Source organism: Salipiger bermudensis, from assembly GCF_017309175.1.
In the GTDB taxonomy this organism is placed as follows: Bacteria; Pseudomonadota; Alphaproteobacteria; order Rhodobacterales; family Rhodobacteraceae; genus Salipiger; species Salipiger bermudensis.
The window spans coordinates 49,038-74,975 of the sequence record NZ_JAEKJV010000005.1; the positions used below are offsets into that span (position 1 = coordinate 49,038).

Sequence of the window (25,938 nt, forward strand, 5' to 3'; positions counted from 1 at the left end):
CCGTGCGGTCCTCAGACCAGCACGGCGCCCTTGCCGGCGATGGCGTTGGTGGCCTGAGCGTCGCCCAGCAGCATCTTGTTGTGCGGCTCGCCCGACGGGATCATCGGGAAGCAGTTCTCGTGCTTCTCGACGAGGCAGTCGAAGATCACCGGGCCGTCGTGGTTCAGCATCTCCATGATCGCGTCGTCGAGATCGGCAGGATCCTTGCAGATGATGCCCTTGGCACCGAATGCCTCGGCGAGCTTGACGAAATCGGGCAGGGCCTCGGACCAGCTCGAGGAATAGCGCTCGCCATGCAGCAGCTGTTGCCACTGGCGCACCATGCCCAGGCGCTCGTTGTTGAGGATGAACTGCTTGACCGGCAGACGGTACTGCACCGCGGTGCCCATCTCCTGCATGTTCATCAGCCACGAGGCCTCGCCCGCGACGTTGATCACCAGCGCCTCCGGGTGCGCGACCTGCACGCCCACCGAGGACGGGAAGCCGTAGCCCATGGTGCCGAGGCCACCGGAGGTCATCCAGCGGTTGGGATCCTCGAAGCCGAGGTACTGCGCGGCCCACATCTGGTGCTGGCCGACCTCGGTGGTGATGTAGCGATCCCGGCCCTTGGTCAGCGCCTCGAGACGCTCGAGCGCGTATTGCGGTTTGATCGTGGTCTCGGAGGTCTTGTAGGTCAGGCACTTGACCTGCTTCCACTCCTCGATCTGGCGCCACCACTTGGCCAGCGCCTCGCGGTTGACCTTGCGGCCGCGGGCCTTCCACACCTTGAGCATGTCCTCGAGCACGTGGCCCACATCGCCGACGATCGGCAGGTCGGTCTTGATGACCTTGTTGATCGAGGACGGGTCGATGTCGATATGCGCCTTCTTCGACTTCGGCGAGAACGCGTCGAGCCGGCCGGTGATGCGGTCGTCGAAGCGGGCGCCGATGTTGATCATCAGGTCACAGCCATGCATCGCGAGGTTGGCCTCGTAGAGGCCGTGCATCCCCAGCATACCGAGCCAGTTCTTGCCCGAGGCCGGGTAGGAGCCCAGGCCCATCAGGGTCGAGGTGATCGGAATGCCGGTGGCCTCGACCAGCTCGCGCAGGAGCTGGCTCGCCGCCGGACCGGAATTGATCACGCCGCCGCCGGTGTAGAACACCGGGCGTTCCGCCGTCTCGATGGCCTCGACCAGCGCGGTGATGGTCTCCATGTCGCCCTTGACCTGCGGCTGGTAGTGGCCGACCGGCGCCTTGGGCTTCGGCGTGTACTCGCTGCTGGCGAACTGCACGTCCTTGGGGATGTCGATCAGCACCGGGCCCGGGCGGCCCGAGGCCGAGACGTGGAACGCCTGATGGATCACCGAGGACAGGTCCTTGGTGTCCTTCACCAGCCAGTTGTGCTTGGTGCAGGGGCGGGTGATGCCGACGGTGTCGGCCTCCTGGAAGGCATCGGAGCCGATCATGAAGGTCGGCACCTGGCCCGAGAGCACCACGATCGGGATCGAGTCCATCAGCGCGTCGGTGAGGCCGGTGACCGCGTTGGTCGCGCCGGGGCCCGAGGTGACAAGCGCAACACCCACCTTGCCGGTCGAGCGGGCATAGCCTTCGGCGGCGTGCACCGCGGCCTGCTCGTGGCGGACAAGGATGTGCTGGATGTCGTTCTGCTGAAAGATCTCGTCATAAATCGGTAGAACGGCGCCGCCGGGATAGCCGAATACCGTGTCCACACCCTGATCCTTGAGGGCCTGAACCACCATTTTCGCTCCGGTCATCTGACGTGTCATCGCGTGTCTCCGTTTACGACGTCATTCATTGTCTTGCGCATAAAAAAGCCCCCGAGGATTTCGGGGGCGCATGGGGGACCATTATGGTTCCGAGTTACCGGCCCATGCGCCATTTTCCTACAATAAGTACCAGACGATCCACGGCGTGGACTCCTTCATTGCGCCGCGGGACCTTAGGAGGATGGGGAGGGGGCGTCAACCTCGCAAACCGGCAAAAAGCACGGGTTGCGTGAGATTATTTTTCCGGAAGTTGCTTTGAGGAGGTGAATTGGGACATTTTCAGAAAGAAATTCGACCCAATGCGAAATGGGGCAGGAGGGCTCACCCTTTTCGCGGGGCCGAGAGCGGGGGCTGATCCGTTCCGGGGAATGGCTGCGACCATGCGCCGAGCGAGAGGGATTCTCTCTGCTCGGAAGCTCAGCACGTCGCCTGCGCGGAACACGGCCGCAGGCCGCGGCGTCATCGTCTGCCCGACCCGAGGGGCTGGCGATCGGGCCGGATCTGGCGCAGAGGTTCGGGGTCGTTCGGACTTGGCTGGTCTGGACAAGAGGATCGGGCGGCAGATCGTCCGCGCGGGACGGCGATGTCGCGTCAGGCGTCCCCATCAGCGAGAGGGCAGCAACCGCAAGGCAGCATTCCGGAGATCGGCACCAGTCCCTCTGCCGCAAGCGCGACCCCCTGACGCGGTCACGGATCCGCGCGGCTTCGTGAGTTGCGTGAAACATGATATCCCGGCACACTGAACCAAACAGTTCAATAATGCCGAAGGGAGAGTGACATGGCTTTTTACTGTGCGAACCGCCTGAACTCGGGTCGTGATTTCACGATGTTCCGTGCCGGCATTCTGATGGCGCTGCTGGCGCTCGTGCATCTCATGGGCAGCCTGCAGATCGACGAGGGCGAGGTGGCGCGTGACGCGCAGGCTCAGCCGCACGTGATCCCGGCCATTGCCGCATCGGAAACGGCAGACTCCGAGGCCGGCCCACTGATCTGACGCAGGATCAAGCGCCGGACCGGTCCTCGCGTGGCCGGTCGTCACCTATTTCTCAGACATTCACCCCGGTGCCCTGCAGCACGCCATGCTCGAGCGCGTAGCGCGTGAGCCCGGCGGTGGAGCTGATCCCCAGCTTGCGCTTGATGTTCTTGCGGTGCGTCTCGACGGTGCGCACAGAAATATCCAGCGCCAGCGCCACCTCCTTGTTCGACTTGCCCTGCGCCAGCTGCAGCAGCACCGTCTGCTCGCGGTTGGTGAGCTGCTCGCGCCCGCCCGACATCACCGGGCGCAACGCGCCCTCGGCGCCGGTGCAGAGATAGCGCTCACCGGACATCACCGCATCGATGGCGCGCTTGATCTCGTCGGTGGGCACGTCCTTGAGGACGTAGCCCATCGCCCCATGGCCGAGCGCGTTCGAGATGTACTCCGGCGTGTCATGCATCGACAGCACGAGGATGCGGGTCTCTGGGCGCTGCTCGAGGATCATCTCGGTGGCCGAGAGACCGTTCAGACCAGGCATGTTGAGATCCATCAGGATCACGTCGGGGGCCAGCGCCTCGAGCCGGTCGATCACCTCTTGTCCGCCTGACAGCGTGGCCGCGACCTCAATGTCGTCGTAGCTCTCGAGGATGGCCTCGATGCCTTCGGCCACGAGCGGGTGATCGTCGACGATGACAACACGGGTGGGACGGGTCATGCACGTGCCCTCGGCGGATTGGCGGCCCCCTCTTCGGGGGGCAGCAGGTGGGACAGGGGGATTTGGGCTTCGATAACCGTGCCCGAGCGCGAGGACAAGACGCGCAGGCTGCCGCCGAGCTGATCCATGCGCTCCTGCATGTTGCGCAGCCCGATTCCCGGGCGTCCGGTGCCTTCCTCGGGGGCAATACCGCAGCCGTTGTCGGAAACCCGCAACGTGGCGCCACGGCGATGGCCGCGCAGGTCCATCTCGACCCGGGTGGCGCCGGAATGGCGCTCGATATTGGTCAGCGCCTCCTGCGCAATGCGGTAGAGCGCAATGCGGCCCTCCTGGTCGATGCGGTTGCGGAACACCACGGTCTCGAAGCGGGTGTCGATGCCGGTGCGGGCGTGGAAATCCTCGGTCAGCGCCTTGAGCGCCGGGCCAAGCCCGAGATCGTCGAGCATTCCCGGCCGCAGGTCGCGGCTGATCCGGCGCACCTCCTGGATGGCGCCCGAGAGGTTCTCCTGCCCGCGCTCCAGCGCCTGCTCGGCGCGGGCGTCTCCGGTGGCGAGCCGGCGCCGCGCGATGTCGAGCGCGTATTTCACCCCTACGAGGATCTGGCTGATGCCGTCATGCAGTTCGCGCGCCACCCGGCCGCGCTCTTCTTCCTGCGCGTCGAAGACACGCTGGGTCAGCTCCTTGAGCTTGGCATCCGCCAGCCGCCGCTCGCGCAGGTTCATCATCAGCCCGGACAGGAACACGGTGAGCAGGGCGATGAGCGTGATCGCCCCGATATAGAGGAAGGTGCGTTGCACCCGCGCCTCGACCCCGGCGCGCGCAAGCGCCACCTCCTCGACGATGTCGTCGATCCAGACGCCCGTGCCCACCGCCCATTGCCAGTCCTGGAAGCCCAGCACGAAGGTGATCATCCGCGCCTCCTCGCCGGTCGAGGGCTTGGGCCAGAGATAGGTGTGATAGCCCGAGCCCTGCCGGGCGATCTCGATCAGCCGGTCCGTGATCGGGGTCCCCTCGCTGTCGGTCAGGCCCGACCAGTCCTTGCCGATCATCGAGGTGCGGCGCGGCGAGACCAGGTTGGTGCCGTCGTAATCGTAGACGAAGAACGAGCCGTCCTCGCCGTAGATCATCGCCGCGAGGATCTGGGCCACGCGGGTCTTGGCCTGCTCGTCATCGGGGGCCGCGACGCCGTAGATGAAGTAGAAGCCGTTTCGCGCCTGGGTGACGTAGTTGCGCAGCTCCTGCTTCTTGGTCTCGATGAGCGTGGTCTCGAGCGCCCGGATCTCGCGCTCGGCCACGGCGCGCGACTGCCACGCCACGACCGCCGCGATCGCCGCGGCGGCGAGGATCAGCGGCACAGAGGCGAGCAGGAACAGTTTCTGCCCGTAGCTTGGGCGCAGGCGGTCGAGAATCGAGGGCATGGCTTTCGATAGTCGGTGATTCGGGTCTGATCAAACCACGAAACCGCAGGCTTCCCCAACGGCAGCAGGTTTCAAACCTGCCGTTTTGCAGAGCTTTCGCGCAAGATTGCTGCCGGTCTCCGTAGCAATGGGTATTTTCGCGCGGGATTTCACGAACTAGTGTGACCGGACTTAAACGATCCGCGCGTGCCGGAGGAGCGGTGTGCGCAACAATACCATGGGAGGATATTCATGGATCGTCGTTCCTTTCTGAGGGCCACCACTGCCGGTGGCGCTGCCGCTGCCGCGTCTGCACTTGCCGCCCCGGCCTATGCGCAGGGCAAGCGCACCCTCACCCTCGTGACCACCTGGGGCCGTGGCCTCGCCGGCGTTCACGACAGCGCACAGTACTGCGCAGACCAGATCACTGCCGCCACCGATGGCGAGCTGACCGTCGAGCTGAAGGCCGCCGGTGAGCTCGTGGGCGCCTTCGAGGTGTTCGACGCGGTCTCCGCCGGTCAGGCCGACATGTACCACGGCGTCGACTACTACTTCCTCGGCCAGCACCCGGCTCTGAGCTTTTTCAGCCAGGTGCCGTTCGGCATGAACTTCATGGAATACGCCAACTGGTTCTACCACGATGGCGGCCGCGAGCTCTGCGACGAGCTCTACTCGATCTTCGGCCTCAAGGCGTTCCCCGCCGGCAACACCGGCCCGCAGTCGGGTGGCTGGTTCTCCAAGGAGATCGGCTCGCCGGAAGACTTCCAGGGCCTCAAGTTCCGCATGCCGGGGCAGGGTGGCCAGGTGCTTGGCAAGCTCGGCGCCTCGGTGCAGAACCTGCCCGGCGCGGAAGTATACCAGGCGCTGTCCTCCGGCGCGATCGACGGCACCGAGTGGATCGGTCCCTGGGCCGACGAGAAGGCCGGCTTCCAGGAGATCACCAAGATCTACTACACCGCTGGCTTCCACGAGCCGGGCCCGAACCTGAACCTGACGATGAACCTCGAGGTCTTCGAGAGCCTGACCCCGGGTCAGCAGAAGATCGTCGAGCAGGTCTCGCGCGCGTCCAACCTCTGGAGCATGTCGCTGTTCATGGCCAACAACTCGGCCGCGCTGCAGCGGCTGCAGTCCGGTGGCGTCACCCTGATGGAATTCCCGGACAGCGTCTGGGATGCCTTCGGCGCCGCCGCCAAGGAGGTCATGGAAGAGCCGATGGGCGACGAACTCTACAAGCAGACCTACGACAGCTACATGGCGTCGCTGCAGAGCTCGGCCAACTGGGGCAGCCGCTCCGAGGGCGCGTTCTCGGCCCAGCGTAACCGCGTCATGGGTCTCTGAGACGACTCTAGAGCATGATCGACGCTCCCGCCTCGCGCGGGGGCGTCATCGCTTTTTAACAAAGCACCTGCGCCGCAGCGCTCCCCGGGACGGAGACGCGGCCCGCAGGACCGGACACACCGCAAAAGACACCGCAAAAGACAGGGGCACAGGTCATGGAAGAGGCGGCCACAGGCGGAGCGTTCAGTGCAATTCTGAGCGGCTTGGCCTGGTTTTTCGGCAATATAGCCATGTCCTTCTACAATCTTGGCTACGCGCTGACGCATCCGTCGAGCTGGCTGGACTGGTCGGACAAGGAAGCGATCATGCGGTTCGTCTACTACGGCGGATCGACCGAGTTCTTCTTCATCGTTCTCACCACTTTCTTGGTGCTCACCGGCATCGGCATGTGGCGCCACAACTTCATGTGGGCGCTGGTGCGCGGCTGCGAGGCCTTCGGCAACTCCGTGGGCCGCATCGCCGCATGGGCGGGCCTGATCATGGTGCTGCAGCAGGTGGTGATCATCTTCGTGCAGCGCATCTTCGCGCGGCCCGACATCTCGTTCGGCTTCGGCCTGCCGGTGACCTTCGATGTCAGCTGGTGGTCGGAAGAGCTCAAGCTCTACAACGCCATCGTGGTGACGCTGTGCCTGGCCTATACCTTCATCCAGGGCGGGCACGTGCGCGTCGACCTGATCTACGCGCCGGTGAAGTACCGCACCAAGAAGGTCATCGACATGTTCGGAAGCCTGTTCTTCATGATGCCGATGGCGACGCTGATGTGGCTCTACTCGTGGTTCTTCCTGTGGCGCCACCTGATCGTTCCCAACCCCTCGGCCTCCGAGACCCTTGAGCGTCTCGTGATGAAGGCCCGGGCGCTGCGCTGGAACGTCGAGACCATCGCCTTCAGCCCGAACGGCTTCTCGGCCTATTTCCTCTTCAAGATCCTCATCGTCGCCATGTGCGCCTTCATCTTCCTGCAGGCCGCGACGTTCTTCTGGCGCTCCTACCTCGAGTGGAAGGAAGGCCCGGAGAGCGAGGGCAAGTACCACGATCACGACCGGGTCGAGCAAGGCGAAGAAGCCTACGACCACGCCGAATTCTGAGAAGGACCACGTAAATGCTATTCGGACTCGATGGCGTCGAGATCGGCCTGATCATCGTCTTTCTCACGCTCTTCTCCGCGATCCTCTCGGGCTTCCCGGTGGCCTTTGCCATCGGCGGCGCGGGGGTGATCTCGTTCTTCATCATCGCGGCGCTCGACAGTGCCGGCCTGCTCGTTCACCAGGCCATCGACAGCGGCTCCGATGCCTACCGGGCACTGGTCGCGACCGGCGTGCGCGAGGACTCGATCTCGATCTTCCGCTACCCGGACCTGCCACGCTATGCGATGCCGGTCTTCGAGCGGGGCTGGGAGGTCGCGCTCGACCGCAACGTGTCGTTCATCGTCAACCGCATCAACGAGCGCGTCATCGCAGGCGCCAGCATCGAGACGCTGCTGGCGGTGCTGATGTTCGTGATGATGGGCATCGTGCTCGAGCGGTCCAAGATCGCCGACGACCTGCTCAAGACCATGGCGCGGGTGTTCGGCCCGCTGCCCGGCGGCCTTGCGGTGTCGATCGTGGTTGTGGGTGCCTTCCTTGCCGCCTCCACCGGCATCGTCGGCGCCACCGTGGTCACGATGGGCCTGCTGGCCCTGCCGACCATGCTGCGCAACAACTACTCGCCCGAGCTCGCCACCGGCGTCATCGCCGCGTCGGGCACGCTGGGCCAGATCATCCCGCCATCCATCGTGATCGTGCTTCTGGGCACGCTGGCGGGCGATCTCTACTCCACCGCGCAGGAGGCCCGGGCGCAGTCCATGGGCTGCACCGACGCGCTGACCTATCTTGGTGAGCCTGCCGTGGTCTCGGTCGGGACGCTGTTCCAGGCGGCGCTGCTGCCCGGCATCCTGCTCGCCGGTCTCTACGCGCTCTATGCCTTCGGCTTCGCGATGCTGAACCCGTCCAAGGCGCCGCCGGTGCATGGCTCGGGCGGCATGGGCGAGCCGGTGACCCGCGGCGAGGCCTTCACCTGGTATCTCGGTGTGCCGCTGCTGCTGATCGTGGCGACCATCGGCTTCAGCCAGATCAACGTGGTGGGCAGCCAGTCGACCGTGGTGTCGAGCTTCTCCGAAGCCGGCCAGGCCGCCAGCCTGCGGACCAACGTGGGCGAGCAGTGCCAGGCGGCGATGATCGAGCTGCACGGCCAGAGCGCCTGGGACCAGGCCGTTGCCGAGCAGGCCGAGATCGAGGCCGCGGGCGGCGTCGACACCGGTCATCGCCTCTCGGAAGAGGAGCGGGCCGCCGCAACCGCGGCCAAGATCGCGGGTGCCGCGCCCATCGGCACCGGCATCGCGATCCTGACGGTGCTGCTCGGCATCACCCTGGCCTGGGGCCGGGCGGTGTCGCCCAGCTCCGAGCCGCTGCCGCTGCAGATCGGCGCCGCCGGTCTGGCGCTGGGGCTGGTGATGGACGCGCTGTTCATCACGCCCACGACCTCGTCGGGGGCGACGGTGGTTCTGATGGCTGTGCCGTGGCTGCTGGCGCTCTACGGCTGCAAGCACGCGGCGCAGCGCCTGTCGCAGAACGAGCTGATCCGCGTGGTGTTCCCGCCGCTGGTGCTGATCGTGGCGGTGCTGGGCTCGATCCTCGGCGGCATCACCAACCCGACGCCCGCCGCGGCGCTCGGCGCGGCCGGTGCCATCATGCTCGCGGCCTATCGCAAGCTGCGCGAGGATGACCGTTCGCCGAAGATCATCCTGTGGTCGACCTTCGCGGTGATCATCATGATCCTCGTCGGCACCAACTTCGACCTGCGGGTCAATGCCGAGGAGGTCAGCGCTGAGAGCTGGATCGCCTTCATCGTGGCGCAGGCGGCGTATCTCTACGCGCTGTTCGGCCTGTTCTTCGCCTGCTGGGTGCTGTTCAAGGCGGGCGTGCTCGGGCCGGCGGTGCGCGAGACGGCGAAGGTCACATCGATGGTGTTCACCATCCTCGTGGCCTCGCAGCTGCTGAACCTCGTGGTGATCTCCTTCGGGGGCGAGCATTACATCCAGCAGTTCCTTCAGAGCTTCGACAACGAGCACAAGGTGTTCCTCGTGGTGATGCTGGTGCTCTTCGTGCTGGGCTTCGTGCTGGATTTCCTCGAGATCATCTACATCGTGGTGCCGATCGTGGGGCCGGTGATCTATGGCGGCTCGTTCGATCCGAAATGGGTGACCATCATGATCGCGGTGAACCTGCAGACCTCGTTCCTCACGCCGCCCTTCGGCTTCGCGCTGTTCTACCTGCGCGGCGTGGCACCGGCGAGCGTGACCACCGGCCATATCTACCGCGGCGTGCTGCCCTTCGTGGCGATCCAGGTGGCGGGGCTGGCACTGCTGTGGTTCCTGCCGGGCATCGTGACCATCGTTCCGGACCTGATCCCGAACTGATCAAGTCAGCTCCGGCAAAAGAAAAAGAGCGGGCCCTCGGGTCCGCTCTTCTCGTTTGGATCGCCCGTGTCCCGGGCCGGCAGGGGGGGGCGCTGCCCCCCGTCGCGTGCCGCGCCTCCCCCCGGGATATTTTCGGCCAGAAGAAGCAGGGGCGTCGTCAAGAGCCGGCAGGTCTTCTTCTGGCTCTAAATATCCCCGCCGGAGGCAGGCCGGACGGCGCGGCCGGGTGCGCCTTCCGATCGGGGCGGAGCGGTTCAGACCACCACGGCGGCGCCGTTCGAGGCGAAGCCGACATTCTGGCGGAAGGCCTCGAAGAGCTCGCGTCCGACGCCGTGGCCATTGCCTTCAAGATCGGCCATCACCGGCTCGCGGGCCTCGAAATCCTGCGCCAGGCAGGTGATCTCGCCCGCCACCGCGTCGACCCGCACGAGATCGCCGTCGCGCAGTCGCGCCAGCGGGCCGCCCTTGGCAGCCTCGGGCGAGATGTGGATCGCGGACGGCACCTTGCCAGAGGCGCCGGACATGCGGCCGTCGGTGACAAGCGCCACCTTGAGTCCCCGATCCTGCAGCACCGCCAGCGTCGGCGTGAGCCCGTGCAGTTCGGGCATGCCGTTGGCCGAGGGACCCTGGAAGCGCACCACCACGATGGTGTCCTCGGTGAACTCGCCGGCCTTGAACGCGGTCTTCACCGACTCCTGGTCGTGGAAGATCCGCGCCTTGGCCTCGATCACGTGCCGGGAGGCATCGACGGCGGAGGTCTTCATCATGCCGTGGCCGAGATTGCCGGTGAGCTGCTTGAGCCCGCCGGTCTTCTGGAACGCGTCCGAGGCCGGGCGCAGGATCTTGTCGTTCTGGGTCTCGCGCGGGGCGTCCTCGTAGACCACCGCGCCGTCCTTCAGCTTGGGCTCCTGGGTGTAGCGCGACAGCCCGTCGCCGGCGACGGTGCAGACATCCTCGTGCAGCAGCCCCGCATCGAGCAGCTCGCCGATCAGGTATTGCAGCCCACCCGCGGCGTGGAAATGGTTCACGTCGGCCAGCCCGTTGGGATAGACCTTGGCCATCAGCGGCGTGACCGAGGAGATCGCCTCGAAATCCTCGAGCTCGAGCTCGATACCCGCCGCACGCGCCATGGCCGGCAGGTGCAGCACCAGGTTGGTCGAGCCGCCGGTGGCCATCAGGCCGACCATGCCGTTGACGAAGGCCTTGGCGTCGAGAATGTCACAGACCGGGCGGTAATCGTTGCCGAGCTTGGTGATCTCGAGCGCGCGGGCGGCGCCTGCCACGGTCAGCGCGTCGCGCAGCGGCGTGTTGGGGTTGATGAAGGAGGCGCCCGGCAGGTGCAGCCCCATGAACTCCATCAGCATCTGGTTCGAGTTCGCGGTGCCGTAGAAGGTGCAGGTGCCCGGGCCATGATAGGAGGCCATCTCGGCCTTCATCAGCGCGTCGCGGCCGACCTCGCCGGTGGCGTATTGCTGGCGCACCTTGGATTTCTCGTCATTCGGCAGGCCCGAGGTCATCGGGCCGGCGGGCAGGAAGATGCCGGGGATGTAGCCGAAGGTGGCGGCGCCGATCACGAGGCCCGGGACGATCTTGTCGCAGACGCCGAGATAGATCGCCGCGTCATAGGTGTTGTGCGACAGCGACACGCCGGTCGCCAGCGCGATCACATCGCGCGAGAACAGCGACAGCTCCATGCCGACCTGGCCCTGCGTGACCCCGTCACACATCGCCGGCACGCCGCCGGCCACCTGTGCGGTGCCGCCGCCGGCTCGGGCCGCATCGCGGATGATCTGGGGAAAACGCTCGAAAGGCTGATGTGCCGACAGCATGTCGTTGTAGGACGTCACGATGCCGAGGTTGGGGGCACGGCCCTCGGCCAGCGCGCCCTGGTCCTGGCCCATGGCAGCATAGGCATGGGCCTGGTTGCCGCAGGTCAGATGCGCCCGTCGAGGGCCCTCGTCGGCGGCGCGGCGCATGCGGTCGAGATAGGTGGCGCGGCGGGTCTCGGACCGGGCCTCGATGGCCTCGGTAACCTTCGCGATCGTGGCGTCGAGCGGCATGGAAGCTCTCCCTTTGACTGGCCGTCCCGCCCGGATGGCGAGACATCGCTGCTGTCAGCATGTAACGCGGTTAGCGCTATCAGTAAAGCGCGCTCATGCGGTTGCACGGGCACACGGGGTCGCACGCAGGGAAAACGCCCAGAGTTGTCGCGCTGTTCGCCGATCGCGGGCAGGAGAGCACCGATTTCCGCGCTTCCCCTTGCCGGGCCGCGCGCGCTATAGGGGCGGCATGAGCTCTGATACCCTGCCAGTCGTCCGTCTGACGCCCAAAGCCAATGCCCGTGCCATCCGCCGTGGCTTTCCGTGGATCTATGCCAACGAGCTTGTGCTCGACCGGCGCACCAAGGGGCTCACGCCCGGCACCATCGCGGTGCTCGAGGATGGCGAGCGCAAGCCGGTGGGGCTGGTCGGCGTCACGCCTGCCTCCAAGATCGCCGGGCGGATGCTTGAGCGCGACACCGAGATCGAGATCGGCCGCGACTGGCTGGTGGCGAAACTGACCCGCGCGCTGGAACTGCGCGAGCGTCTCTTCGCGACGCCCTACTACCGGCTGGTCCATGCCGAGGCCGACGGTCTGCCCGGGGTCATCATCGACCGCTTCGGCGACACCTGCGTGGTGCAGCCCAACGCGGCCTGGGCCGAGGCGCTGCTGCCCGAGCTGACCGAGGCGCTGGCCGAGGTCACCGGCGTGGTCAACATTCTCAAGAACGCCGGCTCGCGCGGGCGCCAGCTCGAGGGGCTCGACGATGCCGACGCGGTGCTGCTGGGCGCCGCCCCCGAGGCGCCGCTGCCGGTGGAGATGAACGGCGCGACCTACATGGCCGATCTCACCGGCGGGCAGAAGACCGGCCTGTTCTACGACCAGCGCCCGAACCATGCCTTCGCCGCGCGTCTGGCGCAGGGGCAGCGGGTGCTCGACGTGTTCAGTCACGTGGGCGGCTTCGCGCTGGCGGCGCTCGCGGGCGGGGCCACAGAGGCTCTGTCGGTCGACGGCTCGGCGCCGGCGCTGGCGCTGGCCGAGGAAGGGGCAAGCCGCATGGGCGCGGCGGAGCGCTTCGCCACCCGCCAGGGGGATGCCTTCAACACCCTCACCGCGCTTGGCGAGGAGGGCGAACGTTTTGGCCTCGTGATCTGCGACCCGCCGGCCTTTGCGCCGGCCAAGCCGGCCCTCGAGGCCGGGCTGCGCGCTTACGAGAAGGTGGCGCGGTTCTCGGCGCCGCTTGTGGAGGAGGGCGGCTATCTCGTGCTTTGCTCCTGCTCGCACGCGGCGGACCTGTCGAGCTTCACCGGCGCCTGCCTGCGCGGCATCGGCCGGGCCGGGCGGCGCGCTCAGCTGATCCACACCGGCTTTGCCGGGCCGGATCATCCCCTGATGCCGCAACTGGCCGAGAGCGGCTATCTCAAGGCGCTGGTCTTCCGCCTGTGAAGGTGCTGCTCGACACCTGCGTCATCTACCCCACGGTGATGCGCGAGGTGCTGCTGGGCGTCGCGGCGAAAGGCGTGTTCGAGCCGCTGTGGTCGGCGCGCATCCTCGAGGAATGGGCGCTGGCCTCGCGCAAGCTCGGCCCCACGGGCGAGGTGCAGGCGCGGGGCGAGATCGCGCAGGTGCGCGCGGCCTGGCCGAAAGCCGAAGTGCGCTGGAAGCCGTCGCTCGAGCAGCGGCTGTGGCTGCCCGATGCCAATGACATCCATGTGCTCGCCGCCGCGGTGGCGGGCAGCGCCGATGTCATCGTCACCGAGAATGCCAAGGACTTCCCGCGCGGCGTGCTGGCCGAGGAGGGTGTTTCCCGCGTCGATGCCGACGGCTTCCTGCGCGGTCTCTTCGAAGCGCAGCCGGGGCTCGTGCGCGAGGCCTGCGAGAGCGTACTTGCCGAGGCGCGCCGGCTTTCGGGCGAGGACTGGACGATGCGGGCGCTGCTCAAGAAGGCGCGCCTGCCGCGGCTTGCCAAGGCGATGGAAAAGGCGGCCGAGGCGGGCTAACGCGGCCCCTGTGCTTGCCGCGACCGGATGGCGCTGGTAATCGCTGCCCGAATTCCGATATCTTCGCTCGGAAAAGACGGAAGGCAGGCACTTGCAGACACCCCGGCTGGAAATCCGAAATCTCGTGCGTCGCTTCGAGGGCCGCCGGGTCGTGGACGACGTGTCGCTGACCATCCAGCCCGGCCACGTCACCTGCCTGCTCGGGCCCTCGGGCTGCGGCAAGTCGACGACGCTGCGGATGATCGCCGGCGTCGACATGCAGGACGAGGGCGAGATCCATGTCGACGGCACCCTGATCTGCGACACCGTCTTCCGCATTCCGCCGGAGCGCCGCCAGATCGGGCTGATGTTTCAGGATTTCGCGCTGTTCCCGCATCTTTCGGTGGGCGACAACGTGGCCTTCGGACTCAAGGGCAGCAAGGCCGAAAAGCGCAAGCGCGCGGGCGAGCTGCTCGAGCGGGTGGGGCTGTCGCATTACATCGACGAGTTTCCGCACCAGCTTTCGGGCGGCGAGCAGCAGCGCGTGGCGCTGGCCCGCGCCCTGGCGCCGCGGCCCAAGATCATGCTGATGGACGAGCCTTTCTCGGGGCTCGACAACCGCCTGCGCGACGGCATCCGCGACGAGACGCTGGCGCTGCTGAAGGAAGAGGGGGCTTCGGTTCTGCTGGTCACGCACGAGCCGGAAGAGGCGATGCGCATGGCCGACGAGATCGCGCTGATGCGCGACGGGCGCATCGTGCAGCGCGGCGCGCCCTACAACATCTACAACAACCCGGCCGACAAGGCCGCGGTGGCGTTCTTCAGCGATATCAACGTTCTGCGCGGCGAAGTTCAGGGTGCGCTCACGCAGACGCCGTTTGGCCAGTTCCTTGCTCCCGGCGTGCCCGATGGCGGGCAGGTGGATATCGTCTTCCGCCCGCAGCATGTCAGCATCGACTTCGACCGCAATGGTCGCGGCCCCAACCCGACCGAGCTTGCCGGCACCCCGGCACGCGGCGTGGTCGAGCGGGCCCGCTTCATGGGATCGGAAAGCCTCGTCGAGTTCCGCATGGATTTCAACGACGAGGTGCTGAAGGTCACGGTGCCCAACGTCTTCATCCCCAAGCCCGGCACGCCGATGTGGCTCACCGTGCGGCGCAACCGCTGCTTCGTCTTCCCGGTGAAGGGCTAAGGCAAGGGCTCAGGCGAGCCACGCCAGCGAGATCAGCGACAGGACAGAGGTCCAGATGATCACCGGCGCCACCGCGTCGGTGCGCACCCCGTGCAGCAGCGCCAGCGCGAAGGCCATGGCGCCCGATGGCCCGGCGGCGGTCAGGGTGAAGAGGTCGTTCCAGCGCCCCTCGACGCCGCCGATCCCCAATGCCGCCGCCACCAGCGCCGGGAAGGCCAGCAGCTTGAGCCCCGAGATTGCCGCCACGACGGGGCTCGGGCGCAGGCTCTGTTGCGACAGGATCACCCCGAGCGCGAAGAGCGTGAGCGGCGCTGCGGCGGCACCGGCGAATTCCGCCGCGGTGATCAGCGGCGCGGGCAGGGGCAGACCGGAAATGTTCAGCACCGCGCCCGCAGCGATGGCAAGGAGGATCGGATTGGTGGCGATGCGGCGCCCCGCGCTGCTGAGCCCGGCGGAAGGGTTGGCGATCAGCTCGGCGCCAATGATGAAGATGCCGAAGACCAGAGAGGCATCCCACGCCACCAGTGCGGTCACAGGTAGCGCCGCCGCCTCGCCATAGATCAGGAACGAGATCGGCCAGATGTAGAGCAGCGAGTTGACGAAGACCACGGCCATCGCCAGCATCAACGCCTCGGCGGCCTCGCGCCTGAACATCCGGCGGGCGATCAGGAAGGCGATGCCGAAGCCAACCGCCTCGCAAAGACCGTAGAGCGCCAGCGCGCGGACATCGAACTCGGCAATGGGGACGGTGGCGACAAGTGGAAAGATCAGCGCCGGCTGCAGCAGCGTCAGCGACACCCGGTTCACCACCGCCGCCTCGGCGCGCGAGAAGGTGCCGCGCCAGCCAAGCCCGTAGCCAAGCGCGAGGATGGCAAAGACCGGAAGGATGTCGTGGGTGAGGATCTGAAACATGATGCGCCGAAATGGTATACCGCTCCGAGCCTGACCCGGCGACAGGCAGGCGTCAAGCTTGGGGGGAGGCCGGAAAAACTAGGGAAATGGGGGTTGAACCACCCCCGGCGGATATGTTTGCAGCGCAGGTCATGACCGAGATACCGCCCGAGAGGACGCCGATGACCGATCTGACGATACGACGCAATGTCGAGAATGACCTCGCCCCACTGGCCCGGCTGCTCGCCGATCCCGACGCGCTGACGCTGGTGAATCCCAACGCCAAACAGCCCTTCGACCCGGTGGAGTGGCAGGAAAAATGGCTGGGTGAAATGGATGACGAGGATTTCTACCTTGTCGATGCCGATGGCACCGAAGTCGGCTTCTTCGCACTCCGCGTGGGCATCGGCCCCGAGGTGCGCCACCTGACCTATGTCTTCGTCGCCGAGGAGATGCGCGGTGGCACCGGGCACCTGCTGGCCAGCTGGATCGAGCAAGCGGCGCGCGATCTCGGTGCGCTTACCATCACGCTGAAATGCGAGACTGACAACGCCCCCGCCATGCGCATCTACGAGGCCGCGGGCTATGAGGTGCTGAGCGAGAAGAACGGCATGGCGACCATGCGCCGCGACCTCGACTGAGGCGTCGCGCCGCTGGCGGTGCTCCGGTCTCTCCGGGCGGGCGCGCCCAAGGCGGTGATCGCCGGCACGTCGTGAGATTTCCGCTCCTTCAGGAACGCCACCGAGGGGGCCGCGTTGGGATGCTGACACCTATGGTATGGCAGACGGAGGCGCCCGATGTGGGACTGGATCACGCAAAACTCGGGCGCGCTCAGCGCCGTTCTGAACGCCGCGATGCTGGTGGTCTGGATCGCTTACCTGCAGCTGTTCTTCGTCAGCTTTCGGCGCTCGAACCGCACGGTGATCCATATCGGTCTGGCCGCCGCGCGGGACGGGGACGGACGTTGCCTGGTGACCAACATGGGCTCCGACACGGCCTATGTGCTCGCGGTCAAGATCGACCTCGATTTCGGCGAGGAGAGCCGCTCGGCGCTGGTCACCGACCGGGTCGAGGATGACGACCCGCTTGGCGGTGACTTCCGGGAAAAGACCAACGAAGGTCCGCTGGGCGGCGGCGAGGCGCTCGACATCGGCTCGCTGCGCCGCATCGTGCAGCGCGCCGCCCATCGCACCGGCGAGGAGCTGTCGCTCGAGCAATGCCGCGCGGTGACGCTCACGGTGATGGTGGCCTCGCAGCAGGCGCACCGCATGTCGGGCGGCTACAAGCGCTACGAGATCGAACGCGGCGACGACGGGGAGATGCGCTTCCGGCCCTCGGACGTGCTGACGCGACAGATCCGCCGCCGCAGCCAGCGCCGCGAGCTGCGCGACATGCTCAACGCCTGAGCCGCCTCAGCGCCCCTGGCGCCGCGCCATGAAGGCCAGCCGCTCGAAGAGGTGCACGTCCTGTTCGTTCTTCAGAAGCGCGCCGTGCAGCTTCGGCAGGGCGTTGGCGCCGTCGCGCTTGAGGTCCTCGGCATCGAGATCCTCGGCCAGCAGCAGCTTCAGCCAGTCGAGCACCTCTGAGGTCGACGGCTTCTTCTTCAGTCCCGGCTGTTCGCGCAGCTCATAGAACTGGGTCAGCGCAGAGGTCAGGAGGGCAGGCTTGATGTCGGGGTGGTGGACCTCGACGATCTTGCGCAGCGTGTCGTGGTCGGGGAACTTGATGTAGTGGAAGAAGCAGCGGCGCAGGAAAGCGTCGGGCAGTTCCTTCTCGTTGTTCGAGGTGATGATCACGATGGGTCGCTGGCGCGCCTTCACGGTCTCGCCGGTCTCGTAGACGTGGAACTCCATCTTGTCGAGTTCCTGAAGCAGGTCGTTGGGGAACTCGATATCCGCCTTGTCGACCTCGTCGATCAGCAGCACCACCTTGCCGTCGGCCTCGAAGGCCTGCCAGAGCTTGCCCTTGCGGATGTAGTTGGCGACGTCGTTCACTTTCTCGTCGCCAAGCTGGCTGTCGCGCAGCCGGCTCACCGCGTCGTACTCGTAGAGCCCCTGTTGCGCCTTGGTGGTCGATTTCACGTTCCACTCGATCATCGGCAGCCCAAGTGCCTGCGCCACCTGCCGTGCCAGCTCGGTCTTGCCGGTGCCGGGCTCGCCCTTGACCAGAAGCGGCCGCTCCAGCGTGATCGCGGCGTTCACCGCCATGGTCAGGTCGTCGGTCGAGACGTAATCGTCGGTGCCGTCAAAGCGCATCGTGGTCTCCGGAGTGGTTTCTCCTGAGGGGATAAAGACCGGATTGCAGCCATGCAAGCGCGCAGCAGGCGGCGCGATGCCGATGCACGCAATGCGGGCATGAAAGCTGGGGCGCGGCACTCCCCGCAGCCTGTTTCCGGCGCAGCGGTCGGACAGGCGGCAACGAATGCCGCGTCCGCTCAGCGTCGGAGGCAGCGCATGGGGCGCCATCTTGAATATCAATCATACATGTCGGTTTTTCGAGCGAAATCAGCACAATCGCGGGGCTCTCCCAAGATTGTCAAAGCATCACAGGCGAGGCGGCGATCACTTGGTGTGCGAATGGCGCGATTCAACCCCGCGCCGCGTGATTGTGTAGTGACAACCTGTCGGCCTTGGGATACTTCCAGCCTCGCAAGGGGTGCCGGCGCTGTTCAGGGTCAACCGGAGCGGTGGATCGGCTTTTCAGAGGGAGCAGAAATGAAGCCCGAAACCTTCCTACCGGACGACTACCGTCCCGCCGAGGACGAGCCGTTCATGAACGACCGTCAGCTCGAGTATTTCCGCCGCAAGCTGATTGCCTGGAAGAACGACATTCTTGCCGAAAGCCGCGACACCATCGAGGCCCTGCAGGAAGCCACGCGAAACATTCCCGACGTCACCGACCGCGCCAGCGAAGAGACCGACCGGGCGCTCGAGCTGCGCACGCGGGATCGCCAGCGCAAGCTGGTGTCCAAGATCGACTCGGCCCTGCGCCGCATCGATGAGGGGGAATACGGCTATTGCGAGGTCACCGGCGAACCGATCTCGCTCAAGCGCCTCGACGCCCGCCCGATCGCGACCATGAGCCTCGAGGCCCAAGAACGCCACGAGCGCCGCGAGAAGGTGCATCGCGACGACTGACACCGGCGGGCGGCCAATTTCCGGCCGCTGCGGCGGAAGACACGATACGCAGAGCGCCGGGGCGATTGCCTCGGCGTTTTGCGTCTTCGCCCCGGATCGACGGTCCGGCGGCGCCAGAGGAGAGACGGCATGGGGCTGGATGGCCGGCAGATCATCGTCGCGGGCGGCGGCATCGGAGGGCTGGCGGCCGCCCTGGCGCTGCGCCAGCGCGGGGCGGAGGTGCGGGTGCTCGAGCAGGCCGGTGCGATCACCGAGGTCGGTGCCGGCATCCAGGTGAGCCCGAACGGGCTGCGGGTGATCGAGGCGCTGGGACTGGGCGAGGCACTGCGCGCGCGCGCCTGCCGCGGCCGCGCGGTGCGGCTGCGCGACTACCGTGACGGCGCCGAGGTGACGCGGCTCGATCTCGACCGCCTGCCGTCGTCGCAGGGCTATTACTTCGTGCATCGCGCCGATCTGATCGCGCTCCTCGCCGATGCGGCGCGCGAGGCGGGGGTGACGATCCGGCTCTTGCAGAAGGTGGCCGGCGTCAGGCCAGGGCCGAAACCGGAGCTGTCTCTGGCCAATGGCGACACGGTGAGCGCCGATCTGGTCATCGGCGCAGATGGGCTGCACTCGGTGATCCGCGGTGCGCTGAACGGTGCCGCGGCGCCCTTTTTCACCCGGCAAGTGGCTTGGCGCACGGTGATCCCGAACCTAACCGGCCACCCGCCCGAGGCGCAGGTGCACATGGGCCCGGGGCAGCACCTTGTCAGCTACCCGCTGCGCGACGGTCTGAGCGTCAATATCGTGGCGGCGCAGGAGCGCGAGGCCTGGGCCGAGGAGGGCTGGGCCCACGAGGACGCGCCCGCCAATCTCCGCGCCGCCTTCGCGGGGTTCGGCGGCGATGTGCCGGTAATGCTGAACGCGGTCGAGCGGGTCGGGCTGTGGGGCCTGTTCCGCCACCCGGTGGCCCGGCACTGGTACGGAGACGGGCTGGCGCTGCTCGGCGATGCGGCCCATCCGACGCTGCCCTTCATGGCGCAGGGGGCAAACATGGCGCTCGAGGATGCCTGGTGCCTTGCGTCGCTGCTGGACACTGAGCCCGACACTGGCACGGCCCTGGGCCGCTACCAGGAAAGACGACGGCCGCGCTGCGAACGCATTGTTGCGGCCGCCAATGGCAATGCCTGGAAATACCATCTGCGCAATCCGCTGATCCGCAGCGCCGCGCATCTGGGCCTCGGGCTCGCTGGTCGCCTCGCACCCGACCGACTGATCCACCAGTTCGACTGGATCTACGGGCACGACGTGACCGCCGCGACCGGCTGACGTCGCTCCTTACCCCGGTGCCGCGCCCGGCCGCACGCGTCGGGACGCCTCCGGCGGGAGTATTTTTGACGAAGAGAAGCCAGGGGCGCAGCGCTCTTGGCTTCTTTGGTTCAGAAATACCTCGGGGGTGAATTGGCGCACAGCGCCAAGAGGGGGCTGGCCCCCTCACTCGCTGCCCGAGCCGTACAGTGGCACGGTCGATATCGCGAGCTTGGCCGATCCGTCCACGAGCTCGTTTGCATGCACGAGGTAGATCAGCGTCTGGTTGGCTTCGTCGAAAATCCGCTTCACCCGGAGGCTCTTGAAGATGATCGAGCGCGAGGCGCTGAACACGTCCTCACCATTCTCGTCACGATCAATGTCACCAATGGTGATCGGGCCGGTCTGACGGCACGCGATCGAAGCGTTCGAGGGATCCTCGAACCAGTTGCCCTTCGACAGCCGGTCGAGCAGGCCGCGGTCGAAATAGGCCACGTGGCAGGTGACGCCTTCGACCTTGGGGTCCGAGACCGCCTCGATCAGGATGTCGTTGCCGGTCCAGTCGACGCCGACCTCGCCGACCTGCTCGGCTTGGGTCATCAGGGGTGACAGGCAGAGCAGGGCGGCGAGGTGGAGCGATTTCATGGTGTGGTCCCGGTTGGTGATTCAGAAGACCACGCGACCATGCTCGCCAGCGTCCGGCGTGTCACCGGTGATATTGGCCTTTGCGATCTCGTAGAGGAAGCTTGCGCCGCCATCGCCGGACCAGATCTCGGCCTCGTGCGGGGTAAATTTCACCAGCTGCACGGCGCTGTCGTCGCGGCCATTCTCGAACCACGCGGCGGCGAAGGCGTTCCACAGCTCGTCGAGCTTGTCGCTGTCGTTTACCACGGCCAGTTTGCCGAACACGTTGGCGTAGAGATGCGCCTTCGAATCGGCAACGTGGAACGAGGCCTCGCCACCGCTCTTGGCGGCGCGGTCGGCTGCGCTGCCGCTTGCCGTGATAAACCAGATGGCTTTCTCGTCCGGGTCGCCCTGCGGCGACATCGGAACCGGGCGCTCTCCGTCGGCGGCGAGCAGACCGGCGCGCACGTCTTTCAGTTGGCTCCAGAATTCGGCTTTGAGATCCTTGGACATGATGCCCTCCTATGTCGTTGTTCATCGCCTCAACGCGTGTCGGGCGGCGGGCGTTCCGTGCCGTCGCGTCGGCATCCGATGACGGGGCTTGACGGCTGCGTGATCGGAAGCATAGATTTGAACAAGCGTTCAATAACCGCCGGGAGGAGGGCTGGAATGTTCAACGCGGTCATGAGCTTTGATCTGGGCGAGGATGTGAATGCGCTGCGCGAGATGGTGCATCGCTGGGCCCAGGATCGGGTGAAGCCGATGGCGGCCGAGGTCGATGCCTCGAACGCCTTTCCCAATGATCTGTGGACCGAGATGGGCGAGCTGGGCCTGCTCGGCATCACCGTGCCCGAAGAGTTCGGCGGCGCCGGCATGGGCTATCTCGCCCATGTCATCGCGGTCGAGGAGATCGCCCGCGCCTCGGCCTCGGTGTCGCTGTCCTACGGCGCGCATTCGAACCTCTGCGTCAACCAGATCAAGCTGAATGGCTCGGCCGAGCAGAAGGCGAAATACCTGCCCGGGTTGGTCTCGGGGCAACACGTCGGCGCGCTGGCGATGTCCGAGCCCGGTGCCGGCTCGGACGTGGTGAGCATGAAGCTGCGCGCCGAGAAGAAGAACGACCGCTTCGTGCTGAACGGCAACAAGTACTGGATCACCAACGGACCCGATGCCGACACGCTGGTGGTTTATGCCAAGACCGACCCGGAGGCGGGCTCCAAGGGCATCACCGCCTTCCTGATCGAGAAGTCGATGACCGGCTTCTCGACGAGCCCACATTTCGACAAGCTCGGGATGCGCGGGTCGAACACCGCCGAGCTGATCTTCGACGATGTCGAGGTGCCGTTCGAGAACATCCTCGGCGAGGAGGGCAAGGGCGTGCGGGTGCTGATGTCGGGACTCGATTACGAGCGCGTCGTGCTCGCGGGGATCGGCACCGGGATCATGGCGGCCTGTCTCGACGAGATCATGCCCTACATGGCCGAGCGCAAGCAGTTCGGCCAGCCGATCGGGAGCTTCCAGCTGATGCAGGGCAAGATCGCCGACATGTACACGGCGATGAACTCGGCCCGGGCCTATGTCTACGAGGTTGCCAAGGCCTGCGACCGGGGCGACGTGACCCGTCAGGACGCGGCGGCCTGCTGCCTCTACGCCTCCGAGCAGGCGATGGTGCAGGCGCATCAGGCGGTGCAGGCGATGGGCGGGGCGGGCTTCCTCGCCGATGCGCCGGTGGCGCGTCTGTTCCGCGATGCCAAGCTGATGGAGATCGGCGCCGGCACCTCCGAGATCCGCCGCATGCTGGTGGGTCGGGAACTGATGGCCGCCATGGGGTGAGAGGTGGCGAACGTCGCGAGATCGGGGTTTCGGACGGGCCAAGAATTTTAGCTAAAATTCTTGGCACCCCGCGCCGCAAGGGCAGTCGAGGGAGGAGAGGATGCAACCGACCCTGAGGGGCACAGACTATGCCGCGCTCTGCGAGGGCTTCGCGTGGCGCGTCCCGGAGCGGCTCAACATGGCCGCGCAGGTCTGCGACGACTGGGCGGCGCGAGCGCCGGAGCGGTGCGCGATCCTCGACATGCGCGCGGGCGACATGCGGCTGTGCAGCTACGGCGCGCTGCAGCGGCTGTCGCGCCGGGTCGAGGCCTGGCTGCGCGGGCAGGGCGTGGGCCGCGGCGACCGCGTGGGCGTGTTGCTGAGCCAGAGCCCGCTCTGCGCCGCGGCCCATATTGCCGCCTGGCGTATGGGGGCGATCTCGGTGCCGCTGTTCAAGCTCTTCAAGCACGACGCGCTTGCCTCGCGGCTGGGTGACAGCGGCGCGCGTGCGGTGGTGACCGACGATGAGGGCGCGGAAATGGTCGCGCCTTTCGGGCTGCCCACCGTTACGGAAGACGCTCTGCCGGAGCCCGGCGTGTGGCCCGCCGTCGAGACCGGGGCGGAGGATCCGGCGGTGTTGATCTATACCTCGGGCACCACCGGCAAGCCCAAGGGCGCGCTGCACGGGCACCGGGTGCTGACCGGCCACCTGCCGGGGGTCGAGATGAGCCACGACCTGCTGGGTCAGCCGGGTGACGTGCTCTGGACCCCGGCGGACTGGGCGTGGATCGGGGGGCTCTTCGATGTGCTGATGCCGGGGCTGGCGCTCGGCGTGCCGGTGGTGGCGGCGCGAATGCCGAGGTTCGGTGTTGAGGAGTGTCTGAGGATCTGCCGGGAAGCCTCTGTGAGAAATGTGTTTTTCCCACCCACGGCGCTGCGGATGTTGAAGGCCGAAGGCGCGCAGATCCCCGGGCTGCGCTCTGTGGCGAGCGGCGGCGAGCCGCTGGGGGCCGAGATGCTGGGCTGGGGGCGCGCCGCCTTTGGTGTCGAGATCAACGAGTTCTACGGACAGACCGAGTGCAACATGGTGGCCTCCTCCTGTAACGCGCTGTTCGAGGCGCGGCCCGGCTGCATCGGCAAGCCGGCGCCGGGGGTTCGCATCGGGGTGATCGACGATCAGGGGCTTGAGACGGATGGTGAGGGCGACGTTGCGATCCAGCGTGGGGCGGCCTCGATGATGCTGGAATACTGGCAGAACCCCGAGGCGACGGCGGAAAAGTTCCGCGGCGACTGGCTGGTGACGGGCGATCGGGGGATCTGGGAGCATGGCTTTCTGCGCTTCGTCGGGCGCGAGGATGACGTGATTACATCGGCCGGCTACCGCATCGGCCCGGCGGAGATCGAGGATTGCCTGCTGACCCATTCAGGCGTCGCCACGGTCGGTGTGGTTGGCAAACCCTGTGCGCTGCGCACCGAGCTGGTCAAGGCCTACGTGGTGCGCAAGGCGGGCCATGATCCAAGCGCCGAAGAGCTTCAGGACTGGGTCAAGGAGCGGCTCGCAAGCTATTCCTATCCAAGGGAAATCGGATTTCTCGATGCGTTGCCGATGACGGTGACGGGCAAGGTGATCCGCAAGCAACTCAAGGCCCGCGCGGCCGCCGAATGTGAGGCCGAGACGGCCGGGGAGGTTTCATGAAACTGGCGTCAACGGCAATCCCCTCGTCGGAGGGATTCACCGCCAACCGCGCCGCCCATCTCGAGGCGCTCGAAACCGTGCGCGCGGCGGCGGAACTGGCGGCGGCTGGCGGCGGTGCGCGGGCGCGCGAGCGGCACCTGTCGCGCGGCAAGATGCTGCCGCGGGAGCGCGTGGCCAACCTGCTCGATCCCGGCTCGCCCTTCCTCGAGATCGGGGCGACGGCCGCGCATGACATGTATGACGGCGCGGCTCCGGCAGCGGGGGTCATTGCCGGCATCGGGCGGGTGAATGGCCGCGAGGTCATGGTGGTCTGCAACGACGCCACGGTGAAGGGCGGCACTTACTACCCGATGAGCGTCAAGAAGCACCTGAGGGCGCAGGAGATCGCGGAGGAGAACCGGCTGCCCTGCGTCTACCTCGTGGACAGCGGCGGGGCCAACCTGCCGAACCAGGACGAGGTCTTCCCTGACCGAGACCATTTCGGCCGGATCTTCTACAACCAGGCGCGGATGAGCGCGAAGAACATCCCACAGATCGCCGTCGTGATGGGCTCGTGCACCGCCGGGGGCGCCTACGTACCGGCAATGTCGGACGTGACCATCATCGTCAAGGAGCAGGGCACGATCTTCCTTGCCGGTCCGCCGCTGGTGAAGGCGGCGACGGGCGAGGTGGTGAGCGCCGAGGATCTCGGCGGCGGCGACGTGCACACGCGGCTTTCGGGTGTGGCCGACTACCTCGCAGAGGACGATGCCCACGCGCTGGCCTTGGCGCGGCGGGCGGTGGGCTCGCTGGGCGGCATGGCGGGGGCCGGGCTGGTTCGCGAGACGCCGGAGGCGCCGGCCTACGATCCCGAGGAGATCCTCGGCGTGGTGCCGGGCGATCTGCGCACGCCCTACGACATCCGCGAGGTCATCGCGCGGCTTGTCGACGGCTCGCGTTTCGACGAGTTCAAGCCGCGCTACGGCGAGACGCTGGTGACCGGCTTCGCCCATGTGGATGGCTGGCCGGTGGGGATCATCGCCAACAACGGCGTGCTGTTCTCGGAGGCGGCGCAGAAGGGCGCGCATTTCATCGAGCTCTGTTCGCAGCGCCGTACGCCGCTGGTCTTCCTGCAGAACATCACCGGCTTCATGGTGGGGCGGAAATACGAGAACGAGGGCATCGCCCGCCATGGTGCCAAGATGGTGACAGCGGTGGCGACGACGAGCGTGCCGAAGATCACCATGCTGGTGGGCGGCTCCTTCGGGGCCGGCAATTACGGCATGGCGGGGCGGGCCTACCAGCCGCGCTTCCTGTGGAGCTGGCCCAACAGCCGGATTTCGGTGATGGGCGGCGAGCAGGCGGCGGGCGTGCTGGCCACCGTCAAGCGCGACGCCATCGAGCGTGGCGGCGGCGACTGGTCTGCCGAGGACGAGGCCGAGTTCAAGCGCCCGACCATCGAGATGTTCGAGCGCCAGTCGCACCCGCTCTATGCGTCGGCACGGCTCTGGGATGACGGCATCGTCGATCCGCGCAAGTCGCGCGAGGTGCTGTCGCTGTCGCTCTCGGCCAGCCTCAACGCGCCGATCGAGGAGACCCGCTTTGGCGTGTTCCGGATGTGACCCGGTGCCGGCGTCGGTCCGCCCCGGTGGCGG

Annotated in this window: 22 protein-coding genes; 14 read left to right on the top strand and 8 right to left on the bottom strand. The window is 66.8% G+C overall.

What is annotated here, in order from left to right; genetic code table 11:
* Positions 1-11: 11 nt before the first annotated feature.
* Positions 12-1,766, bottom strand: coding sequence for an acetolactate synthase 3 large subunit (locus JF542_RS08250; RefSeq protein WP_207075493.1), 1,755 nt, complete (start codon positions 1,764-1,766; stop codon positions 12-14).
* 778 nt (positions 1,767-2,544) lie between these two features.
* Between JF542_RS08250 and JF542_RS08255 the strand changes: the two genes are divergently transcribed.
* Positions 2,545-2,760: a hypothetical protein gene (locus JF542_RS08255; protein WP_207075494.1), complete on the top strand. Its 216-nt coding sequence runs from the start codon at positions 2,545-2,547 to the stop codon at positions 2,758-2,760.
* A 52-nt stretch (positions 2,761-2,812) separates the two neighbouring features.
* Here JF542_RS08255 and JF542_RS08260 read toward each other — a convergent pair whose 3' ends face one another.
* Together JF542_RS08260 and JF542_RS08265 are read right to left on the bottom strand one after the other, a co-directional pair.
* Positions 2,813-3,457 carry a response regulator transcription factor gene (locus JF542_RS08260; protein WP_007799332.1) on the bottom strand — a complete coding sequence of 215 codons (645 nt, stop codon included), beginning with the start codon at positions 3,455-3,457 and terminating at the stop codon, positions 2,813-2,815.
* Positions 3,454-4,875: a cache domain-containing protein gene (locus JF542_RS08265; protein ID WP_007799334.1), complete on the bottom strand. Its 1,422-nt coding sequence runs from the start codon at positions 4,873-4,875 to the stop codon at positions 3,454-3,456. Before JF542_RS08265 ends, JF542_RS08260 begins: the two co-directional genes overlap by 4 nt.
* A 231-nt stretch (positions 4,876-5,106) precedes the next feature.
* On the opposite strand from JF542_RS08265, the gene JF542_RS08270 reads away from it, so the two are divergent.
* The 3 genes from JF542_RS08270 to JF542_RS08280 all read left to right on the top strand — a co-directional run bounded on the left by JF542_RS08270 (position 5,107) and on the right by JF542_RS08280 (position 9,646).
* The gene (locus tag JF542_RS08270; protein WP_007799336.1) at positions 5,107-6,192 is read left to right on the top strand and encodes a TRAP transporter substrate-binding protein; all 1,086 of its coding nucleotides are present in this window, start codon (positions 5,107-5,109) and stop codon (positions 6,190-6,192) included.
* A 155-nt stretch (positions 6,193-6,347) separates the two neighbouring features.
* Positions 6,348-7,277, top strand: a complete 930-nt coding sequence (locus JF542_RS08275) for a TRAP transporter small permease subunit (RefSeq protein WP_007799338.1) — start codon at positions 6,348-6,350, stop codon at positions 7,275-7,277.
* Between the two features lie 14 nt (positions 7,278-7,291).
* Positions 7,292-9,646 (top strand): TRAP transporter large permease subunit, encoded by a 2,355-nt coding sequence (locus JF542_RS08280; RefSeq protein ID WP_007799339.1) that lies wholly within the window; start codon positions 7,292-7,294, stop codon positions 9,644-9,646.
* A gap of 254 nt (positions 9,647-9,900) precedes the next feature.
* Here the strand turns inward: JF542_RS08280 and edd are convergent, their stop codons facing one another.
* Positions 9,901-11,706, bottom strand: a complete 1,806-nt coding sequence (gene edd, locus JF542_RS08285; protein ID WP_207075495.1) for a phosphogluconate dehydratase — start codon at positions 11,704-11,706, stop codon at positions 9,901-9,903.
* Positions 11,707-11,935: 229 nt separating this feature from the next.
* Between edd and JF542_RS08290 the strand changes: the two genes are divergently transcribed.
* The 3 genes from JF542_RS08290 to JF542_RS08300 all read left to right on the top strand — a co-directional run bounded on the left by JF542_RS08290 (position 11,936) and on the right by JF542_RS08300 (position 14,857).
* Positions 11,936-13,132, top strand: a complete 1,197-nt coding sequence (locus JF542_RS08290) for an RSP_2647 family RNA methyltransferase (protein ID WP_207075496.1) — start codon at positions 11,936-11,938, stop codon at positions 13,130-13,132.
* Positions 13,129-13,686, top strand: coding sequence for an RSP_2648 family PIN domain-containing protein (locus tag JF542_RS08295; RefSeq protein WP_207075497.1), 558 nt, complete (start codon positions 13,129-13,131; stop codon positions 13,684-13,686). Before JF542_RS08290 ends, JF542_RS08295 begins: the two co-directional genes overlap by 4 nt.
* Before the next feature lie 91 nt (positions 13,687-13,777).
* The gene (locus JF542_RS08300) at positions 13,778-14,857 is read left to right on the top strand and encodes an ABC transporter ATP-binding protein (protein ID WP_007799349.1); all 1,080 of its coding nucleotides are present in this window, start codon (positions 13,778-13,780) and stop codon (positions 14,855-14,857) included.
* Positions 14,858-14,866: 9 nt separating this feature from the next.
* On the opposite strand, the gene JF542_RS08305 is transcribed toward JF542_RS08300, so the two are convergent.
* Positions 14,867-15,769 carry an AEC family transporter gene (locus JF542_RS08305; RefSeq protein WP_207075498.1) on the bottom strand — a complete coding sequence of 301 codons (903 nt, stop codon included), beginning with the start codon at positions 15,767-15,769 and terminating at the stop codon, positions 14,867-14,869.
* A 161-nt stretch (positions 15,770-15,930) separates the two neighbouring features.
* Between JF542_RS08305 and JF542_RS08310 the strand changes: the two genes are divergently transcribed.
* Positions 15,931-16,389, top strand: coding sequence for a GNAT family N-acetyltransferase (locus tag JF542_RS08310; protein WP_207075499.1), 459 nt, complete (start codon positions 15,931-15,933; stop codon positions 16,387-16,389).
* Between the two features lie 156 nt (positions 16,390-16,545).
* Complete coding sequence (locus JF542_RS08315; RefSeq protein ID WP_007799354.1) at positions 16,546-17,154, top strand: hypothetical protein; 609 nt, start codon at positions 16,546-16,548, stop codon at positions 17,152-17,154.
* A 6-nt stretch (positions 17,155-17,160) separates the two neighbouring features.
* On the opposite strand, the gene JF542_RS08320 is transcribed toward JF542_RS08315, so the two are convergent.
* Positions 17,161-18,003 carry an AAA family ATPase gene (locus JF542_RS08320; protein WP_007799355.1) on the bottom strand — a complete coding sequence of 281 codons (843 nt, stop codon included), beginning with the start codon at positions 18,001-18,003 and terminating at the stop codon, positions 17,161-17,163.
* A 459-nt stretch (positions 18,004-18,462) separates the two neighbouring features.
* Here JF542_RS08320 and dksA point away from each other — a divergent pair, with 459 nt between their 5' ends.
* Together dksA and JF542_RS08330 are read left to right on the top strand one after the other, a co-directional pair.
* Positions 18,463-18,885: an RNA polymerase-binding protein DksA gene (dksA, locus tag JF542_RS08325; protein ID WP_007799358.1), complete on the top strand. Its 423-nt coding sequence runs from the start codon at positions 18,463-18,465 to the stop codon at positions 18,883-18,885.
* 129 nt (positions 18,886-19,014) lie between these two features.
* A complete protein-coding gene (locus JF542_RS08330; RefSeq protein ID WP_007799359.1) occupies positions 19,015-20,193 on the top strand; it encodes an FAD-dependent monooxygenase in 1,179 nt (392 codons plus the stop codon).
* Between the two features lie 165 nt (positions 20,194-20,358).
* On the opposite strand, the gene JF542_RS08335 is transcribed toward JF542_RS08330, so the two are convergent.
* Both JF542_RS08335 and JF542_RS08340 read right to left on the bottom strand, forming a co-directional pair.
* A complete protein-coding gene (locus tag JF542_RS08335; protein WP_007799361.1) occupies positions 20,359-20,817 on the bottom strand; it encodes a CreA family protein in 459 nt (152 codons plus the stop codon).
* A gap of 21 nt (positions 20,818-20,838) precedes the next feature.
* Positions 20,839-21,309, bottom strand: a complete 471-nt coding sequence (locus JF542_RS08340) for a pyridoxamine 5'-phosphate oxidase family protein (RefSeq protein WP_207075500.1) — start codon at positions 21,307-21,309, stop codon at positions 20,839-20,841.
* A gap of 156 nt (positions 21,310-21,465) precedes the next feature.
* On the opposite strand from JF542_RS08340, the gene JF542_RS08345 reads away from it, so the two are divergent.
* The 3 genes from JF542_RS08345 (at position 21,466) to JF542_RS08355 (ending at position 25,905) form a co-directional block, all read left to right on the top strand.
* Positions 21,466-22,629: an isovaleryl-CoA dehydrogenase gene (locus tag JF542_RS08345; protein ID WP_207075501.1), complete on the top strand. Its 1,164-nt coding sequence runs from the start codon at positions 21,466-21,468 to the stop codon at positions 22,627-22,629.
* Between the two features lie 100 nt (positions 22,630-22,729).
* Positions 22,730-24,304: an AMP-binding protein gene (locus JF542_RS08350; protein ID WP_207075502.1), complete on the top strand. Its 1,575-nt coding sequence runs from the start codon at positions 22,730-22,732 to the stop codon at positions 24,302-24,304.
* On the top strand, positions 24,301-25,905 hold the full coding sequence (locus tag JF542_RS08355) for a carboxyl transferase domain-containing protein (RefSeq protein WP_207075503.1): 1,605 nt from the start codon (positions 24,301-24,303) through the stop codon (positions 25,903-25,905). The genes JF542_RS08350 and JF542_RS08355 overlap by 4 nt, the downstream gene beginning before the upstream one ends.
* Positions 25,906-25,938 lie beyond the last annotated feature (33 nt).